General features: G+C 61.2%; 28 protein-coding genes and 1 pseudogene. 3 read left to right on the forward strand and 26 right to left on the reverse strand.

Annotation, left to right across the window (positions count from 1 at the left end; genetic code table 11):
- Positions 1-7: 7 nt before the first annotated feature.
- The 24 genes and pseudogenes from FXO23_RS06770 to FXO23_RS06885 all read right to left on the reverse strand — a co-directional run bounded on the left by FXO23_RS06770 (position 8) and on the right by FXO23_RS06885 (position 13,305).
- Entirely contained in the window at positions 8-775 is a 768-nt protein-coding gene (locus FXO23_RS06770; RefSeq protein ID WP_158881919.1) for a metallophosphoesterase, read from the reverse strand.
- A complete protein-coding gene (locus tag FXO23_RS06775; RefSeq protein WP_158881921.1) occupies positions 772-1,434 on the reverse strand; it encodes a toprim domain-containing protein in 663 nt (220 codons plus the stop codon). Before FXO23_RS06775 ends, FXO23_RS06770 begins: the two co-directional genes overlap by 4 nt.
- A gap of 28 nt (positions 1,435-1,462) precedes the next feature.
- A pseudogene (locus tag FXO23_RS52650) lies at positions 1,463-1,660 on the reverse strand (CHC2 zinc finger domain-containing protein); the annotation flags it as partial.
- Positions 1,661-1,689: 29 nt separating this feature from the next.
- A complete protein-coding gene (locus FXO23_RS52655) occupies positions 1,690-2,142 on the reverse strand; it encodes an endonuclease VII domain-containing protein (RefSeq protein WP_425484844.1) in 453 nt (150 codons plus the stop codon).
- Complete coding sequence (locus FXO23_RS06790; protein WP_158881927.1) at positions 2,115-2,273, reverse strand: hypothetical protein; 159 nt, start codon at positions 2,271-2,273, stop codon at positions 2,115-2,117. Before FXO23_RS06790 ends, FXO23_RS52655 begins: the two co-directional genes overlap by 28 nt.
- Positions 2,274-2,283: 10 nt before the next feature.
- The gene (locus FXO23_RS06795) at positions 2,284-2,469 is read right to left on the reverse strand and encodes a hypothetical protein (protein ID WP_158881929.1); all 186 of its coding nucleotides are present in this window, start codon (positions 2,467-2,469) and stop codon (positions 2,284-2,286) included.
- Positions 2,470-2,477: 8 nt separating this feature from the next.
- The gene (locus tag FXO23_RS06800; RefSeq protein ID WP_246256995.1) at positions 2,478-3,419 is read right to left on the reverse strand and encodes an AAA family ATPase; all 942 of its coding nucleotides are present in this window, start codon (positions 3,417-3,419) and stop codon (positions 2,478-2,480) included.
- Between the two features lie 69 nt (positions 3,420-3,488).
- Complete coding sequence (locus FXO23_RS06805) at positions 3,489-3,782, reverse strand: hypothetical protein (RefSeq protein WP_158881931.1); 294 nt, start codon at positions 3,780-3,782, stop codon at positions 3,489-3,491.
- Positions 3,779-4,078, reverse strand: coding sequence for a hypothetical protein (locus tag FXO23_RS06810; RefSeq protein WP_158881933.1), 300 nt, complete (start codon positions 4,076-4,078; stop codon positions 3,779-3,781). The genes FXO23_RS06805 and FXO23_RS06810 overlap by 4 nt, the downstream gene beginning before the upstream one ends.
- On the reverse strand, positions 4,075-4,413 hold the full coding sequence (locus FXO23_RS06815; protein ID WP_158881935.1) for a hypothetical protein: 339 nt from the start codon (positions 4,411-4,413) through the stop codon (positions 4,075-4,077). The genes FXO23_RS06810 and FXO23_RS06815 overlap by 4 nt, the downstream gene beginning before the upstream one ends.
- Positions 4,410-4,550 (reverse strand): hypothetical protein, encoded by a 141-nt coding sequence (locus FXO23_RS06820; protein WP_158881937.1) that lies wholly within the window; start codon positions 4,548-4,550, stop codon positions 4,410-4,412. Before FXO23_RS06820 ends, FXO23_RS06815 begins: the two co-directional genes overlap by 4 nt.
- A gap of 40 nt (positions 4,551-4,590) precedes the next feature.
- A complete protein-coding gene (locus FXO23_RS06825; protein ID WP_218951912.1) occupies positions 4,591-5,343 on the reverse strand; it encodes a RecB family exonuclease in 753 nt (250 codons plus the stop codon).
- Positions 5,344-5,445: 102 nt separating this feature from the next.
- Complete coding sequence (locus FXO23_RS06830) at positions 5,446-5,745, reverse strand: hypothetical protein (protein ID WP_158881941.1); 300 nt, start codon at positions 5,743-5,745, stop codon at positions 5,446-5,448.
- A gap of 50 nt (positions 5,746-5,795) precedes the next feature.
- Complete coding sequence (locus FXO23_RS06835; RefSeq protein ID WP_158881943.1) at positions 5,796-6,275, reverse strand: hypothetical protein; 480 nt, start codon at positions 6,273-6,275, stop codon at positions 5,796-5,798.
- A 1,164-nt stretch (positions 6,276-7,439) separates the two neighbouring features.
- The gene (locus tag FXO23_RS06840) at positions 7,440-7,583 is read right to left on the reverse strand and encodes a hypothetical protein (protein WP_158881945.1); all 144 of its coding nucleotides are present in this window, start codon (positions 7,581-7,583) and stop codon (positions 7,440-7,442) included.
- Complete coding sequence (locus FXO23_RS06845) at positions 7,583-7,858, reverse strand: hypothetical protein (RefSeq protein WP_158881947.1); 276 nt, start codon at positions 7,856-7,858, stop codon at positions 7,583-7,585. The genes FXO23_RS06840 and FXO23_RS06845 overlap by 1 nt, the downstream gene beginning before the upstream one ends.
- Positions 7,855-8,331: a hypothetical protein gene (locus tag FXO23_RS06850; protein WP_158881949.1), complete on the reverse strand. Its 477-nt coding sequence runs from the start codon at positions 8,329-8,331 to the stop codon at positions 7,855-7,857. The genes FXO23_RS06845 and FXO23_RS06850 overlap by 4 nt, the downstream gene beginning before the upstream one ends.
- Before the next feature lie 441 nt (positions 8,332-8,772).
- Positions 8,773-9,195 (reverse strand): type I phosphoribosyltransferase, encoded by a 423-nt coding sequence (locus tag FXO23_RS06855; protein ID WP_158881951.1) that lies wholly within the window; start codon positions 9,193-9,195, stop codon positions 8,773-8,775.
- Between the two features lie 566 nt (positions 9,196-9,761).
- On the reverse strand, positions 9,762-10,013 hold the full coding sequence (locus FXO23_RS06860; protein ID WP_158881953.1) for a hypothetical protein: 252 nt from the start codon (positions 10,011-10,013) through the stop codon (positions 9,762-9,764).
- Positions 10,014-10,018: 5 nt separating this feature from the next.
- Positions 10,019-10,612: a hypothetical protein gene (locus FXO23_RS06865; protein ID WP_158881955.1), complete on the reverse strand. Its 594-nt coding sequence runs from the start codon at positions 10,610-10,612 to the stop codon at positions 10,019-10,021.
- 146 nt (positions 10,613-10,758) lie between these two features.
- Positions 10,759-11,493 (reverse strand): hypothetical protein, encoded by a 735-nt coding sequence (locus FXO23_RS06870; RefSeq protein ID WP_158881957.1) that lies wholly within the window; start codon positions 11,491-11,493, stop codon positions 10,759-10,761.
- 626 nt (positions 11,494-12,119) lie between these two features.
- Positions 12,120-12,500, reverse strand: coding sequence for a hypothetical protein (locus tag FXO23_RS06875; protein WP_158881959.1), 381 nt, complete (start codon positions 12,498-12,500; stop codon positions 12,120-12,122).
- Between the two features lie 224 nt (positions 12,501-12,724).
- The gene (locus FXO23_RS06880; protein WP_158881962.1) at positions 12,725-12,973 is read right to left on the reverse strand and encodes a hypothetical protein; all 249 of its coding nucleotides are present in this window, start codon (positions 12,971-12,973) and stop codon (positions 12,725-12,727) included.
- A 77-nt stretch (positions 12,974-13,050) separates the two neighbouring features.
- Positions 13,051-13,305, reverse strand: coding sequence for a hypothetical protein (locus tag FXO23_RS06885; protein WP_158881964.1), 255 nt, complete (start codon positions 13,303-13,305; stop codon positions 13,051-13,053).
- Positions 13,306-14,626: 1,321 nt separating this feature from the next.
- Between FXO23_RS06885 and FXO23_RS52660 the strand changes: the two genes are divergently transcribed.
- On the forward strand, positions 14,627-15,088 hold the full coding sequence (locus tag FXO23_RS52660) for an HNH endonuclease (protein WP_158881966.1): 462 nt from the start codon (positions 14,627-14,629) through the stop codon (positions 15,086-15,088).
- A 134-nt stretch (positions 15,089-15,222) separates the two neighbouring features.
- Here the strand turns inward: FXO23_RS52660 and FXO23_RS06895 are convergent, their stop codons facing one another.
- The gene (locus FXO23_RS06895; protein ID WP_158881968.1) at positions 15,223-15,402 is read right to left on the reverse strand and encodes a hypothetical protein; all 180 of its coding nucleotides are present in this window, start codon (positions 15,400-15,402) and stop codon (positions 15,223-15,225) included.
- A gap of 13 nt (positions 15,403-15,415) precedes the next feature.
- On the opposite strand from FXO23_RS06895, the gene FXO23_RS06900 reads away from it, so the two are divergent.
- On the forward strand, positions 15,416-15,865 hold the full coding sequence (locus FXO23_RS06900) for a phage terminase small subunit (RefSeq protein ID WP_218951914.1): 450 nt from the start codon (positions 15,416-15,418) through the stop codon (positions 15,863-15,865).
- On the opposite strand, the gene FXO23_RS06905 is transcribed toward FXO23_RS06900, so the two are convergent.
- Positions 15,862-16,152 carry a hypothetical protein gene (locus FXO23_RS06905; protein ID WP_158881970.1) on the reverse strand — a complete coding sequence of 97 codons (291 nt, stop codon included), beginning with the start codon at positions 16,150-16,152 and terminating at the stop codon, positions 15,862-15,864. The genes FXO23_RS06900 and FXO23_RS06905 overlap by 4 nt on opposite strands.
- A 200-nt stretch (positions 16,153-16,352) precedes the next feature.
- Between FXO23_RS06905 and FXO23_RS06910 the strand changes: the two genes are divergently transcribed.
- Complete coding sequence (locus FXO23_RS06910) at positions 16,353-16,562, forward strand: hypothetical protein (protein ID WP_158881972.1); 210 nt, start codon at positions 16,353-16,355, stop codon at positions 16,560-16,562.
- The last annotated feature ends 38 nt before the right edge of the window (positions 16,563-16,600 follow it).

The raw sequence follows: 16,600 nt of genomic DNA on the forward strand, positions 1-16,600 counted from the left end.
GTTCCTTTCAGACCTCGAAGACTTCGCCGTCCACGATGAACCGGCGGCCGACGATGGGGATCGTGTCCACCTGGACATTGCGGCCGTCCACATTGACTAAGGCGAAACCCTGCTGCCAGTTCGCTGTTCCGCCCTGGAGGTAGTTCGCCAGCTTCATGTTCATGAGGTTCCCGACCTCGACGCCGGTTACCTGGCGGCTGATGTCGCCGCCGAACCCGAAGGTGTGGCTGGCCTTTCCGAGTCGGTGGGTGTGTCCCATGATCACGGACGTCTGGAAGTTCTTCGCCGCGTTCAGCGCGGTGTTCCCTGCGATCCGGCTCAGCGAGATCTTGCCGACGTGGCCATGGGTCATGACCCAACCCGGCGCAAACTTGTAGAAGTCGGGCAGCTTCTCGACCCCGAACCCGTCGAAGTCCAGTAGAACGTCGAAGTCGAAGGCTCCGCTCGACGCTAGCGCGGGCGCGTACTTGGCGAGATAGGTCCGAGGCCGGAGGTCGTGATTGCCCTCCAGGATGCCGACCGGGCCTTGGTAGACGTCCCTCAACGGCTTCAGGAAGTGGCGCTTCGCGTAGTCCGAGTCCTCGAACACGCTGCCCTCGTACTCGGCCGCCGTGCCCTTGTTCCAACGGGATGGCTGCGGGTAGTCCATCAGGTCGCCGATCTGGACAACCTCGTCCGGCTGGTATTCGCCGATGAACCGGAGAATCGACTTCAGCGCCTTCCGGTCTTCGTAGGGCATCTGGGTATCCGAGATGACCACGATTCGTTTCGTCACTTGATTCTCTCCAGGAGTGCTGTTTTGCCGCGAGCAAGAACCGTCGAATTGACGTCCTCCTTCTCTGGCATAGGGATGATCTTCGCGTTCGCCAGCTCCTTGGCGACGCTCGTAGCGAACCGCATTCCGGGCTCGTCTCCGTCCGCGAGAATGAACACGGTTTCGTATCCGAGTAACGGTTCTCGGAAATGGGGTTGCCACGACTCGACGCCTGCCACTCCGATGGCCGGAACACCGCAGATGGTCGCGGTTATGGCGTCGATCTCGCCTTCGCAGATGGCGATCGTGTCGTCATTCCGGACCAGCTCAAGCGTGTTGTATAGCCGAGGCTTGTCGCCCGGCATCGACATGTACTTGCCGTGGTTCGGATGCTCGCACCCTTCACGGATGCACCGAAACCGCAGGGACACCACGGACCATTCACCGTCTGGAGCAACACGGAGGTACGGAATGGCGAGCATGCCCCGGTACATCTCATGGCCAGGCAGGGGATCAGCTACGTAGCCAAGGCGGAACCGGCCGACCTCCTTTCGAACGCTCTCGGCCGTCAGCCCGCGCGTGGCCAAATACTCGACTCCCGGACTTACGCTCAGGCTTTCGTGATACCGCGAGGTCGCTTCGACCAGAAATCTTTTCCGCGCGCTTGACAGCCTCGCCAAACCCGATGCCCTCCTTTCTCATGATGATCGCCAACGCATCGCCCTTGAACCCGCACGCCTGGCACTTCACCGCGTCGTGCTCGAACGAAACCGAGGCAGACGGACGGCTTTCGTCGTGCGCTGGACACAGGCACGGGTTCCACTCCTTGCGGTCTTCTGGGACTTCCCAGCTCGGGAAGTAGTTCAGAAGAACCAGCGCGATTAGCGACTCAGCCGGGTTCGCCATGTTTCCCTCCAGCGTTGCTGGGAGTAAAGTTACGAGGCAAGAGAAAATACCGCCTTGGCGGGCGGGTTGCGAAGATACGCGGCTGCTCGTTCGAACGCCTCGATCTCGTCCCTCAGATGCCCGAGGACATCACGGTTACACGGCTTGCAGAGCAGGCCCCGGACACACTTCCCGCAACTGGTCGAACCCGGGCAGCACGAATGATCATGATCGACGGACAACCGCTTTCGACCGGTGCCCTTGGCCCGCTGGCAGATGTAGCAGGCTCCGCCCTGTGCCTCGTAGAGCGCCCAGTACTGCTCGTCCGTGATGTTGTACGTCCGCTCTACGTACTGTGCCCTCGACCGTTCGCGCCGAGCTGCTCGTACTGCTCGGTGGTGCGTCGCACACCGAGGGCCGGGGTAGTTCGCCGGGCGCTTGCTCCCAGGCGGACAGTCCTTGCAGCGCTTCGCCGTCACCGCACCTCTGCCCACCGGACCCACCTGTTCGGGGCCTCGATCGGCGGATCGTCCTCGACGTAGCCGCCGCTGTTCAAAACCTGCACTCGCTCGTGGTCGAACTCGACCAGAACGCGCTTTCCGTCCCGGCTGACCCACGTGTTCGTGACTCCCACATCTCTCCTTTCATATCCGGTCATAGACCGCAGTCGGCATACCGACCACGGCCGCCATCTGTGCGGCCAGCAGCGACGCGTCCAGGCGGTTGCTCGCCGCTACCTCGACCCTCACCAACCGGGCCTCCGTGACGCCCTGGCGCAACAGGTCGTGTGTCGACACGGCAACGTCGAAGCCATAGACCTGGCCGGGCATCACTCCCCCTATCCGAACGGATCGGCCATCTCCTCGGCCCGCCTCATCACTTCGTCGTTCACCGAACTGGCCGCCTGCTCCAGGTAGTTCGTCGACTGGATCAACAACTTGGGGTCCCTGATCAACATCTTGTCGCCGAGGAACTCCAGCTCCGCGAACTCCGCGCCCGAGCTGTCCGACTTCCCACCTCGGTTCTTCACCGTGGACACGCCAAGCCGGTTCGGCCCCGGCTTGAACAAGGTCAACACCATCTCCGGAACCCGGCTGATCTGACCTTTGACCCCGCTGAGCGGGATCGGCTTGTCCGAGTCGTTGTACGGCCCGGTCACGTGGTGCAGCCCGATGACACAGGCTTGCGTCTCCCTGGCCATCGTGTGCAGATAGTCCATCAGCCCTTCCAACCCGGCGAAGGGGTCGCCGTCGTCGTCGGCCATGCCTGACCGGACATTGGTCACGTTGTCTACCACGATCAAGGCCGGATAGTCGCCGTACACTTCCTCGTACGCCTCGATGGACGTCTCGATGTCACCCAAGCTCGGGGATGCCTGGTAGTTGAACCGGATGGGCAAACCGGTCAGCTTCTCCCTCGGCGCGGCCAACTCGTCCTTCAGCACGGCCCTGGCCGCCGCCTCCAGCGTCCAGCCAGTCACCACGCTAATGGACCGGGTGAGCTGAACGAACGCGTCCGAGTCCGCCGAAAAGTACAGCGCGGGAACCCGGGCCTGGAGCGCGTACGAGAGCGTGAACGCACTCTTGCCGGTCCCAGGCCCGGCCGACACGAGCACGAGCTGTCCACGAAGGAACCGCGTGCCCCGGTCCTCCAGGCCCTTGAAAACGACAGGGAGCGGCTCTCCGGCTGCTCCACGAACTCTCTTCGATTGCAGGAGTGAGTACAGATCACTCTCCCTTCTGTCGAGCTGCGCCCCAGAGATCGGCAGGAACGACGTCACCAGTTCCGTACGGGTCTGGGTCGCACCATCCCCCGCAGTCCGGGCTGTCTTCGCAGCACGGTTCCGGGTTCATCGGCCGATCCGCTTGACGTTCGCGTCCGTCCGGTTCGGAGGATCGTCCGGCGACCCCTCGATGACGTACCAGTCGTCCAGGTACTCGTCCAACAGCTTCAAGTCCGGATGCTCGGCGAGCTTCGCCGAGATCTCCGCTTCCGAGGGCACATACACGACCCGCACCAATGCGGCGGAGTTGTGGTGGTACCGGTAGGCCGCGCTGCGGTTCCACGGTCCCGTATAGATCGTGTGCCACTTCATAGCGTCCAGCGTGTACTTGACCTGGATCTTGTATGTCTTCTCGTTCATGCCGGGTACCGGTCTCCCTTCTTGTACCGGTCGTAATCCTGCCGGGAGACGCAGACGCTCCCCGTGGCCTTGCCGTCGTCAAGGTCCAGCCGCCAGCACTCCGGATCGGTGAACGGCAACGGCGTCCAGATCACGCACATGCCTTTGCTGTCGTAGATCGTGCATGTCGGAACGAGAACTGTCGTCTCAGGCTCGTACTCCTTGCCGGTCACCGTGCCGGACGTGACCGACGAACACCCGGCAACAAAAAAGGCTCCCCCAACGAGGAGCCCTACGATCGAAGCCTTCCGTCTCATCCGTCCGCCAACCTTTCCAAGGCTGTCCGTCCATCCGGGGCCTCATAGCCGGACTCGGCGAGTGCTCCCCCGTTGTGATCGCACCACTTGTAGTGCTGGTGCAGAGGGCAGTACTCCGGCGCGGCCGAGAACCCCTCGGCGGGGCGCATTGACTTCGTCAGCACGTAGGCCGGACCGTCGTTGGTGTGGATCAGCGTCTCGCCACGGAACGAAGCCTCTCGAACGTAGAAGCCTTCTACGAGCTTCCCCGTGATCACGGCCTTACCGGTCACACTGTCGCCCGGCTTCAGACTGGCCAGCCACAACCGGCGCTCTCTCCATACGTCTTGACTCATCGGCTCTCCTCCGCCTGTTTCTGAAGATGGCGCAGGTACATCAGCGCCATGTCTGCGTCCGCTTTCTGCGTCAACTTGGGCAGCCGGGAGGCCAAGGCTTCGATCTGCTCGACCAGTGCCGCTACCTCCTTGCCCATCGAAGCCATACCTTTTCTCGCAGCGTTGCTGCCAGTAAAGTTAGAGAGCAGCAAAAGGGCACGCGGTAGCGACTGAACAAAAACCGCACTTGCTGGGCTCTGGTTTGGCATCGAATCTTTCGGCCTGAATGTTCTCGTCGAGCCGGTGGAACTCCTCGGTGACGCGTTCTCGCGTCCATTCCGAGATGTCGTACGGCACGGTCGGCTTGCCGGACCGGCCCATCCAGTAGTCCCCCTCGGTCGGCTTCAACCCGTGCTCGACCTCCAGGGCGACGCCGTACACGCCGAGCTGGAAGTCATCGCCCGGCTTGTTGCCGGTCTTGATGTCCCGAGGCTTCCCGTCAACGACCTGGTCAATGAAGCCTTTGACTCGGACGCCGTCCAGATCGATGTCGAACTCCAGCTCGATGGCTGGCTCGCCGTCCGGCGTGATCCAGATGACCTCGTCCGGGGCCTTTACTGTGTAGTACTCGATGTACTTCTCCACCTGGCCGAGGCCGAGGCCGTACCGGCGCTCGATGTCGACCTCTCCTCGGTACGGCCCGCTCCGGTACCAGAAGTCCAGGTTGGGCGTGTCCTCGCACATCTCGTTCACCGAGGCCGCGTACGTCTCGCGGAACACGTCCTGAGCGTCTGCTAGAGACATCGCCCGGCCCGAGCGCTCCCATTCCTCGGCTGCCTTATGCACGGCCGTTCCCTGGGGCAACCAGGCCGCCGGACGCTGCCAGGCGCGCTCTCGCCTGTTCAGGTAGTACCGGTACGGGCAGTCCTTGTACTCCTTGTACTGGGACACCGATCGGTACCTGACCGTTCCTCCTTCGCTCAAACTCCACTCTCCAGGGGTTGACGTCCGGAACAACTCGGCAACGGCTGCTCGGAAGCTCCGGACTTTCAGTTAGGCCGCGCTCTCCTCCGGATGCCCGTCGCCTTGTCGACGCTCGGACCGGTGCGGATTCACGCAGATATGCGCGATGTCTTCAGGGCACACGTCCCAAACCTTTACGACCGAGAGCAACGCTTCCCCGAACATCATGTGAGGGGCCTCGATGATCTCGGCAAAGACCTCGGTTGTGCAACTGTTGCCAATGATGTCTCGGACCGGCCGATACAGGCGGCCGTCCGTCTTGACGACAACGCTTTTGTAAATGCTGAGCAGGAATCCGCCCACCGACCGCACCATCGTGGCGACCAGCATGGTGGGACTGTTTACCACCTCATGTGGTTCACTGGACAACTCACACCCCTTTAAACCACTTCCGGCCATTTGTTCTCGTCCGGAAGGCGGAACAATTCGTACGCTTCATCGCTCATAGTCGCGTACTTGTTAACTCGGATGATCAAGTCATCGTCTTCAGGCAAACGGGGCACGTAATCCCATCCTCCTGCTTTCATTCCAGGAGACGGAGGGATATTCGGATCGTGCACCAGTACGACCTCAAACCTCTTCAGGCGGTCGTACCATTGGCGGAGCCGCTGCCGCTTTGTCTTCGACATGCGACGGCCGCCAGTCGCCACATACTCCAGGTGGTTCAACACCCGATTGAATGGTTCTGTGTGCTTATGCTCGGGGCTGATGTCCTTCCACGGAATGTTCTCTTGCGCCACCCGAACGGGGGACTTGTAATTCGCCTTGCTCAAGTGGTAGTTGATCAGTTGTTTTGATTCGCCAAGCGCCTTCGCCGCCTCCGTAGGCGACAAGCCTTGGTTGATCAATGCCAGGACCATGTCCGTAGTAACGCGCGGTTTCGGTGGCACGCCTACTCTCCCCTGTAGCTTTCTGTTACCGAAACTTTACCGGCAGCGTCGCTGAAGAGGCAAACCCTACTTTTGCCCCCCCGCCAGTTCCGCTACCGAGCGCCCTACCTTGGCCTTTACCCTCTTGCCACCCGACAAGGCAGACGCTAATTCACATTTCAACCCTCAGCCAAACCAAAGTATTGTGACCAGGGTCACCCGCCAACCTGGCGCGCGAACGTAGCGAACTGCTGCCAACGCTCGATAGGTCAGGGTTAGCCTCGATCAAGTCAGTGGCACGTTTGCCCTGGTCAGCGCCATCTTCGAGATACCGATAATCCGCGCTCACCGTACGCGTGAGTAACAACTGATGATGTTCACCCGTCCGGACCAGTGACTTAACTCCCCCGGGTGAGTGATACCGAATGACCGTCAGTCAGTCGAGAGCGACGACGCGGGTCACCAGGTCGAGCCCGCACACTGTGCTTCGGGCACAGGTCCCGCTTCGCTTGGCGGACGAACTGCCAGCCGTCCGCCTTCGCCCGTCGCCGAGCGTCGGCTGCGCTCACCCCGTATAGGTGCTGCGCCGTGCAGCCCGGCGAGTCGCAGACAACCCGCCTTGGGTTCTGTTTGATCATGGCTCGTCCCGTCTCGATTGCGCGCCCGCCAGGGTGCTCGACTCCCCTGCCACGGCCTTACCCGGCGCGGGCTGTCATGCCTTTCTAGGCCCGGCCGTTAGCCCCGGCCCAGACCTCGGCGGTATCGAGCAGCTTGGCGCGCTCGGTTCTGGACGCGAGCGTCCAGGTCGTCACTGGCAAGCAGCCCCATCGTGTTCAGTTCGTTCGCCACCTCGCGCGCTTGAGTCGGCGTGCAGCCGAGGACGTTGCGAACGACCTCCGTAGCCGCTTCGACGTTGCTCGTAGGGACGAAGCCGACGTGATCACTCATTGCCCATGCCTCTCTACTGCTCTGGACGGACGTGCGGCACTTCCGCGTCCGCCTTGAACACCCGGCGACCCTCGCCGCCATCCAGGTACCTCACGTCTACGAAGACCTCGCCGTCCGGTGCAGACTGCGGGGCCGACAAGACCGTGTACACGACACCTCCCGTGGACTCGTCCCGGAGCTGGTCACCTTCTCGAAGCTCTCGCGCTTTCACCGAGGCAGCGTTCCCTTCTCGTAAACGATCAGACGAAACCTCTCGTCGCCCGGGTCCAGGCGGACGACGATCGTACCGTCCGGCTGCCGGGCGGTCTCCACGATCAAGCCGCTGTGGACGAGCTGGCCCCGCTCGGCCATCACTCCACCCACTCGGGCAGGTAGAAGTTCATATCGTGCGGGTTGGTCATCTGCTCGACGTTGATCGGAAGCCCCCGCACCCATGTAAGGCCCAGCTCCACACCGAGGGACCGGATGGCACGTTGCTCGACCTCGGTGAACTCCTGGTCGAACTTCGGCACGTACACCTGCACGATGTCTTTCGCCCCAGGAGCCACCCGACAACGCGCCTTGATACCAAGCCTCTTCAGCTCGGCCCGAATGGTCGCAGCTACTTCCTTCGCGGTGCGCGTCATTTCTGGTTCCTCTCCAAGCCTTCGTACGAAACAGGCTGGTACTGGCACCTTCGGTACAGGTGATCGGCCAGCAGGTCCAACGCCTCGGCGAGGTTCTCCCCCTGCTTCTCCAGCCGAATCCCCTCGCCGTCCCTCGGGCAGAACACCCGCCAGAGCATCCCCGGCCAGGGCTGAATCACCGTGTGGTGCCGAACCCGGTAGTGCCGCCGGGGGACGATGACTTCCGTGCCCACTTTCCAGTCCCGCCAGTCGGGCTTGGGCTTGGGCTCGATCACTTCCGCCCACGCCCAGGCGTGCTGCCCGGCCGCCGTGATGTACCAGACGTACCGAGGCTTGCGCGCACGTGACTTCTTGTCTTGGACCTGTTCGGCCCATCCCTTTTTTGCTAACGCCTTCAGGACCCGGCCGTCCCGCAAGCGGATCACACCATGCTTGTCAGCGGACTCAAGAACGGCGTGCTGCGCTCGGGTCATCCGCAACTTAACCATGCCTCTACCCGCCTTAGTCATCCAGGCTTTCGCCAAACTTGCCGTCTGTGTATGTGTGCAACAGACTCAAAGCCATTCGAAAGGCGGAAAACCTTCCTTCGTAGCGAAGACTTTCCCCGTCCGTGAACGCTTCTTCGCTACGGCACTTCGATTCGTCTCGCTGTTTACGTAGGGCGGCTTCCAAGTCTTTGAGATCCCGTGATCGTATTGCCATACCTTTTCTCACCCTTTCCGCTGTTCGTACCGCTCGCCGTACGCTCCGTCTGTGTCGATATGCAGGTATGCCAGCGCCAGGGAGAAAGCCGACGCCTGACCTCTGTGGAAGTCCGAGTTGTGGGGGTACAGCTTTGCTTCCGATCGGGCTCGGTCCCTCGATTCTCGCAGCGTAGCCTCTAGATCCTTCAGGTGCAGCGCCATGCCTTCCCCCTATCTCGTGTAGTCCTCGACGTGCTCGAATCTTGAAGGGGAAACTCCTCCGCACGTGGAATACAGGTACGATCCGACGTGCTCGGTTTCGAACCGGTAGTGCTCTTGCGCGTCCTCGATAACGTCGATCACGCGATTACGAGTCGCTCCGCTTTCCACAAAGTCATCGACGAACACCCACCGGTCTCCCACAGTTCCCTCTAGCGGCTTGTTACTGTGCGATCCGTCGTTTGGTTTACGGACGATCGCCCAATGCTTTCCAAGTGCGCGAGCGATCACCGGAACCACCAGCGAGCCAGAGAGACCCGTTCCGATCATCGTGTCGAAGTCAACCCCGCCGAGCGCGCGTCTCGCGTTGCTAATCAAGACTTCCTCGTTGTCCAGGACGTCCTCCAGGTACAACGCGCAGATGGTCCTAGCCATGCCTTTCCCTTTTCTCTCAAGTCTTTACCGCAACCCCTAAGCACTAGGCAGACACAACGATCTGCCCAGCACTTAGGCCCAACGGTTAGCCGACTTCGATTCCATACTGTGCGGCCAACTTACGACCCGCGTCGGTGAATTGAATCCATTGCTCTCCGTTTGAGAGGAACGTGTCGATCAACCCAGCCCGTTTGAGTTGGGTCAAGTTCCCACGATCTTCCGCGCTGCCGCCTACGTTTCCCCCAACCAACGGCGTGCCGGACCAGTTGCCCGCGTCCCGCGCATAGTCAAGGAACAAAGCTAGCGAACGCTCTGTGATATTCATGCACCATGCCTTTCTCAGCCATACGTGATAATTGCGATATGGCCGGACTGAACTGTCGCCGCCGGGAGGTCTATCTCGTACCCATGCGCGCAGTCCGGGCTGTACACTTGGACCCGGCCGTCCGGGAATACGTCAACGATCCGGCCGTCCCGCAGAGTGACCGTCGTGGGCGAGTTCTCCTCGCGAAGGTTTCTCATGCCTTTCCGTTTGTCCCCGTCATCGCTATCGCGGAGTCGAACGGTCAAGCCTTTCCGTCCGTTTCGTGGTCGAGGGTCGGAACCCTCACCCAGTCCGTCCATCCGAACTGGTACGGGGTGTGTAGGTCACGCAGCCTGCGGGCGCAGTCGATCGCCATCTGTGGCGTGACGGAGTATCCGTACGGACAGGCTGTCATCACGGCCTCTATCAGTTCCACGGACAGGTGTGGCAGGTCGAGCACCCTCGTCTCTTCACGCTGGCCGTGCCGCGTGCGCTCGATGATCCGAATTGCCATGCCTCTCAGTCCCCCTTCAATTCTCTGGTGGCCTTGTAGAGCAGCTCGGCCAGCGCCAACCCGGCGCGTTCGTCGTTCGTGCGGATAACCCACTCCAGCTCACCGCCCCGCACGAACTGGACTTCTCCCCCGATACGCCGACTTCCGTACTTGCCGCCACCGAATCCCACGTGGTCCGGCTGGCCGCCAAGACGTGTCGAGTCGGGCAGGATGCCCGCGAGCGTGGTCAGCGTGCGCTCTTTCTCGGCCTCTGCGTTTTCGTGCTCAGCCTTGCGGCGCTTGTTCTCCGCCAAAGCTTCCTGGTACGCGGGCAAGAGCCGCCTTTCGATGTCCCCGGCGATACGCGCAGGGGCCTTGTCCGGGGACACGGTGATCACGTGGTTCGGCTCGTTGTATCGGGTGAACTTGTTGTCGAGGACCCCCGAAATCTCGACACGCCCCTTGCTCACCGTCCGGGTACCGGGCCGTACGTGCAGCCGCTCTCCGTTGGGGCCGTCGAGGAACGCATCTCCTCCGCCGCCCCACACTCCCTTTCGGGCGGACCAGCCCTCCCCTAGAACGGCCGCTATCGCTTGTGCTTTTTTCAACATTCCTGACATACCATCCTTTCCGTTGAAACAGGGCGGAACTACCGACCAAAGGGCCGATAGACCACCCAATCCCAAGGGGAAGGATTCCTAGGCCAGTGCTAAGACTGCGGGGACGAAAGCTCGGGCCGCCTCGTTTAGCATGGAAATAGCCCCTCTCAGTCGTTCAACGCCAGTTGATTCGGGCCAACCGCCGGAGTTCGCCATGCCTTTACGATCTCGTCTAGGACGTAGGCAACGGCGTCGTCGTGGTTGCGGTTCACCACCGAAGTAGCCGACTCGCACTCCCACTCGTTTTCTTCGTACGAGTAGTACAGCTCTCGGATCTCGTTATCGGTGAAACCGAAAATTTCGAGGTATCCGCCCATCTGATCGTCAAGCTCGCTCTTGACGTCCCACTCAAGCCATGAAACCCAAGCCTCTTCTTGCAACTCGTGTTCGTACTCGGAATGCGCCTCATCGCTCAGAAGCGGGTAGTCCGTCAGCCGGTCCATCGCATTGGCCAGGGACTCAAGCATGTCAAGGCCGTTGCCGATGTCTTGCGTGTCGGGCAGTTCACCGAACTGGACCCAAGCTGCGCCATCTCCGTGGTAACCATCCGTCGATGTAGAAACCCACCCGAATTCATCCCGGAACACACGGACGTTGGCTGCGTCGCAGCACGAACCGCCATAATCCGAGTAGGATGCCAGGGTGAGGGTTACCGCGTATTCGTCTTCGGTCTCCTCCCCATCGCTCAGAATGAGCGCGTAGAGCGTCTCGTCCGGAAGCCTGTCGATCCCACGGCCGTACCGGTCGCACGTCAACGACGTCCGGTAGTTGTCGATCAGGCGACGCCAAAGGTCCACCGCGCGCTCGTACTGCTCGGGCGAATAAGGGACCTGCGTTCTCATAGTCATGATTCCCTCACAGATGTTGAATGCCTAGCTGTCAGGCAAGGGCACGGGCGATAACCGCACCATTGGTCAAACGGCTAGGGATCACTTCGGGTCGACGGGGACATTCATTCGCCGGTATAGGTGACCGGATGCCCATCCCCTAGCCCGCAGATACCGGCGCATCTCGTCTTCGTTCGAGAACACCGCTACAGGCTCATTACTGCCACGCCGAACCAACACGATCATTCGTCCACCCCTCAAACCTTGGCGAAATGGGAGCGCCACAGACGGGCAACATCATCCATTCGCCCAATCTCCGCTTCTGTTCTATCGATAGCCTCCCCTAAGAGGCTTTCTAAAAGATCGTCTCGTTCGACGGCCCACCAAGTTTTTCCATCATCACTTGTGAACCCGTTCTCAACCCCACCAACAGCCCCGTATCCCCAATCACGTCCATACGGGTCTACGACAGTGAGCACAAGGACAACAAAGCCCCATTCATCCCGTTTCCAAGCTGCGATGTCTTCTAGGGAATAGCACTCATAATCACGGTCCGGACGGATGTCCGGGTCATGCTCCGTTTTCAGCGAGTACGTCCACCCCTTTGGGAGACGCTCACTAACGTGCCGGTTTCCCATTGCTCACTCCCCCTGAACCTTGACGGACGCACCCCGGGCGAAGTCCCAAATGGCAATCTGGCCATACTTGCGGCCAAGGGCGAGTGCCTCTTCCCGGTCGTAGACAATGGTCGTGATGTCCAGATAGGACACGCCGTTGTCGTCTCTCCATCCGCCAAGGACAACGCCACCGGCCATCAGAACGGCCGCGTTGTCGTACGCGAAGTCTCGGATGTCTTCCGGAGTGACCTTCCCGCCAATCTGGCGCTCACGGTCCGGGTGGAGGCTCACGGCGTAACCGGAACGGACGTCATGCCCAGTCAAGGGCGACACGGAGAACCCACCTTCCGGGCCGTTGATCGCATCGGCAAGGCGGACGTTCAAGGTAGCCAAGGCAGCAGTCATTGTTTTTCCTCTCAGCGCCGCTGTAAGTAAAAAATGAGGGCAAAAAAATCATTGGTGGACGTGCGTGAGGCAACGCAACTCAAGACCATGGTTGCCGTACACAAGTTCTTCGCCTCGATCAGCACACGTGAGCTTCTGGCCGTTCTCGTCCAAGCCGGTCCATTCGCACCGCTCACAGTCAGCCGCTCGCAAGTCCCGAGCGCGCTCTACTGCCGTCTTGCGGGTCATCGGAGCCACCCGACACAGTTCCCCATGGTCTTGGCGTTCCAGCCGGACTCGTCTTCCAAGATCATGCCGTTCCGGTCATCATCTCCCCGGGTACCGGCCTCGACCAGTTGCGCCGACCGGATTGGCAATCCGTCCGGGGCCGTGACGATTGCTCCGCACCCGTCCGTGGCGCCGTCATTGGCCGCAATGAACGTGATGGACGCAGCCGCAATGAGGGCAGCAGCAACCGCAAGTGCCTTTCGCATGATGATTCCCTTTCGGGTCAAGTTGTTTCAGTAAGCGCCCGTGGTCGGAATCGAACCGACCACAAGAACCATTCGGGCTAGCTGTGCACCTGTACGTATTCGTGACCGTTGGCCGCCGCCATCCAACCATCATCCGCGAAGAAGGCGTACTGATTCCGACCAATCAATCCGATCTCGTTGCCGTTCCGGATTTCCGCGACAGTTCTCCACTCCCTGCCGTAACCGTGGGTGCCTGCATCCGGCCGCCGCATGGGGATAACGTCACCCACTGCGACATCCTTACCCTTCTTGCGGTTGACCTTTGGAGTCACCTTGTCTGCTATCGGGTCCATACCCTCTATCCTCTCATGCGTCCCCATCCCCCTGGTTAGTAGATGCCCCAGCGACCAATAATGCTGACAACCGCGTCGTATACCTCACGCGTGATTTCTCCCGCTCTGAGCTTCGCGCCCGAGCGACTGCGGATCTGAGACGGAGTTAAGCCCCGGAACTCTCCGTACACCAAGTCCAGTGCCTTATCGTATGGCGTAACGCAGATCATCTCTTATCCCTTCAAGTCTTTGCGTGCTGCTCTGACCAATTCGTCACGTGCCGCCCGGTAAGTATCGAACGTACCGATGCGGCTGCCATCAGGAGCATACGCGACGTGTCGCACCCTGCCACTTCGCTTGTCTTTGCCGCTGGTCACCTTCCCGACTACAACACCTTCCGGGTACATGATCACCGGAACCGTAGTTGCCATGACTAGTGTCTCCTATCTCCGGACCGGCCCCGACGCCATCGGGCTAGCCGTCTTGTGCCGGATCAGCCAACCTAATTACCAACGTGTACAACCGTTCGAGCCGGGTAACTCTGATAGTGAATGCGCCGCAAACACTCTCCCGGTTTTCGCTCTGCTCTGCATCATCGATCAGGCGAATGGATACGTTAAGCATTCTCAACAGCTCGACCATTTCAGGGCGCGAAAGGCGCAAACTGGTCTGCGTAGACAACTAGTTCTCCCGTGATTCGTTGAGGATGATCGAGTACCACCCGGGGGAATCGAACCCCGTGGCGAACCGTTCGATCGGAACAAGGGCGGTCAATGGCTCCTGTCCATCGGTTCCCCTGGCTGCCTAGCCGGGTGGCCAAGCGGCACGGGAGAGTGAGTCCCGCGCGGCTCCGGGTGCCCAAGTCGCCGGGGCACTCTATGTGCTACTTCCACCGGCTGTCTGAGCTATATCGGCGCTGCCGCTCCCTGAGCTACGGCTGTACCTCTCGGCCTTGGCCTGTGAGTCCTCGACTCGCGCCTTGTGTAGTCCCGGCCCGGGGGAGGCTTTCCGTCTCCCGTTCGGCCTGACAGGAGACACTTTATGCCCAGCGCTGCTGGGAGTACAAGCACTCAGGGCAAGTTTTTCCGAAGATCTTTGTTTCCGCTGGTCAAGCGCATGGCATCCGCGTACCGGATCCCCCATCCGGGTGAACCGTGTCTAGGCGTTGCCACGCTGTAGGCGAACGTGACCCCTCTCTATAGGTGAGGGAGGGAGCAAAGCGACCGACCGAACCAAGAACTTCCGACCGGCCCAAGACGGCCGGTCGAGAGAAAGAGTCATTGGGCCGTCTGAACGGCCCATAGAGGGCAGCACCCGAAGTGCTGCCTATAAGGGGTACCTCATGCCCTGGAATACGTCTCAAAGGAAGCTAGAGCTTCCTCAAGACTGGAAGCACCGACGAAGGTTCGTTCTCGAAAGGGACCGTTACCAATGCCAGGTCCAGGGACCCCAATGCACTGTCCAAGCAACCGAAGTGGATCACATCCAAAGGGGCAGTAACCATCGGGTGCAGAACCTTCGCGCTGTATGCGCTACGTGCCACAGTCAGAAGTCCTCGACAGAGGGGCTAGCTAGGCAGGCACAGCTACGGGCTAGGCGTGCGCGTCCGGCAGAGAGGCACCCGGGTAGGCGGGTAGTAGAGGGGCGTGCTGGGCAGAGCTGCACTGGGGACGCGCGCGCTGGGCGCGCTGCTGCGCGTGCTGTGCAGGGGGTAGGGCACTGCTGGGCACGGGACAGGGTGCAGGCGCACTCGCTTGCAGGCTTTACACACAGCGCGACTGCGGGTACAGTCGCAGATGCTTGACTAACAGAATACGATCTTGGCCCCCAGGGGGATGACCCCCACGGGGGCACGCGAGATCGGCGCGTAATGCGGCTGCCCGATCATGTACGGGTTTCAGGTCTGTCGTGACCATCCTGTGATCATTATCGGCTGTATCAGTCGTGATTGGCCAGCCGGTGCGCGGAGCCGATCTCCTCAGCCGATGCGCCGGACTCCACGGCCGCTTTCACGATCCGGGATCGTTCAGCGTCGGCGTACTCCAGGTCAATCGATAGCCGCCGGATCTCCTGGCTGACCCGCCCAAGCGCCTGGAGGATCTCGTTCTTGTCTGCCATACAGAAACACTAGATGACTCGGAAAGGGGTCACGCTCATGGGCGTCAGCGGCCCCGTAGGTAAGCGGTCGGACCAGCGCGTCCGCCGGAACAAGAACGTGCCCGTAGACAAGATCGAGGCCGCCGGGCCGGTCGACGCGCCCGAGCTGGGCCTCACTGACCCGCACCCGATCGTGGTCGACCTGTACGCCGCGCTCCCCGAGTCGGCCGAGACGCAGTACTGGGAGCCCTCGGACTGGCAATGGGCTCGGGTGCAGTGCCACTTCCTAAGCCAGCTCCTCTGGAGCCGGAAGCCTTCGGCTCAGATGCTCCAGACGATCTCTTCGGCCATGAGCGATCTGCTGATCACCGAGGGGTCGCGCCGTCGGGTCCGGCTGGAGATCGAGCGCAGCCAGTCCGAAGGCCAGCTCATCGACGTCGCCGCGTTGTTTCGGAAGCAGATGGAGCAGGCCGGAACGGGCTAGCGCGGGTCGTTTAAGCGAGATTCATTCGGGAACGCGTCCTCGATCACGTCCATGATCGACTTTGCGCTCTCCGCGATGGTCTGCAACGCGTCGTAGACCTCGTGCACGTCGTTGCCCACCGGCCGAGACCAGGTTTCGCGCAGATGTGCGGCGCTGTTGCCGATGGTCTCGGCTTGGTAGTAGCGGCCAGCGACCCGAAGGTTTCTTGCCAGCGCCAGCAGTTGCTTGTCCAACTCGGTCGCATCCGCTTCCGGCTGGTACAGCCATTCTTCGATCGGCTTGTTCATGCGCCGATCGTAGTCCCGGCCCCCGGAGGGTTCCGAGCGCGCGTTCCTCCTTTCCGCGCTGCTCCTCTCCGTGCGGGGCCGTCTAACTTCCCCCGGCCGTAAACGTGCCGTCCCGCGTGAGGGTCGGTCGGCCGGGGCTTTCCTCGGGCACGAGCAATAAAAGGGCTGCTCCCCTGAACCAAGTACGCCTGTGGCGGACCGTGCTCGGCGAACAGCCGCGCTCAGGCTACCGCACACCTATCCAAGAGAAACGGGGCTACGTGACGTTCGAGCTGCACCTGTTCGGCTTCCGGATCTTCGCCTTCACGGTGCGCCGGTATGACGCGTTCGCCGAGTTGCTGAACGAGGAAGAGGAGATCGCTGAGGAAGACGACGCCCACGGGCTCGCCTTCGGCTTCACACAGACTTAGGAGGTGCCCGGGAGTGCGGAACTCGACTGTCCGACTCC

This window comes from Amycolatopsis anabasis, assembly GCF_009765355.1.
Lineage (GTDB): Bacteria > Actinomycetota > Actinomycetes > Mycobacteriales > Pseudonocardiaceae > Amycolatopsis > Amycolatopsis anabasis.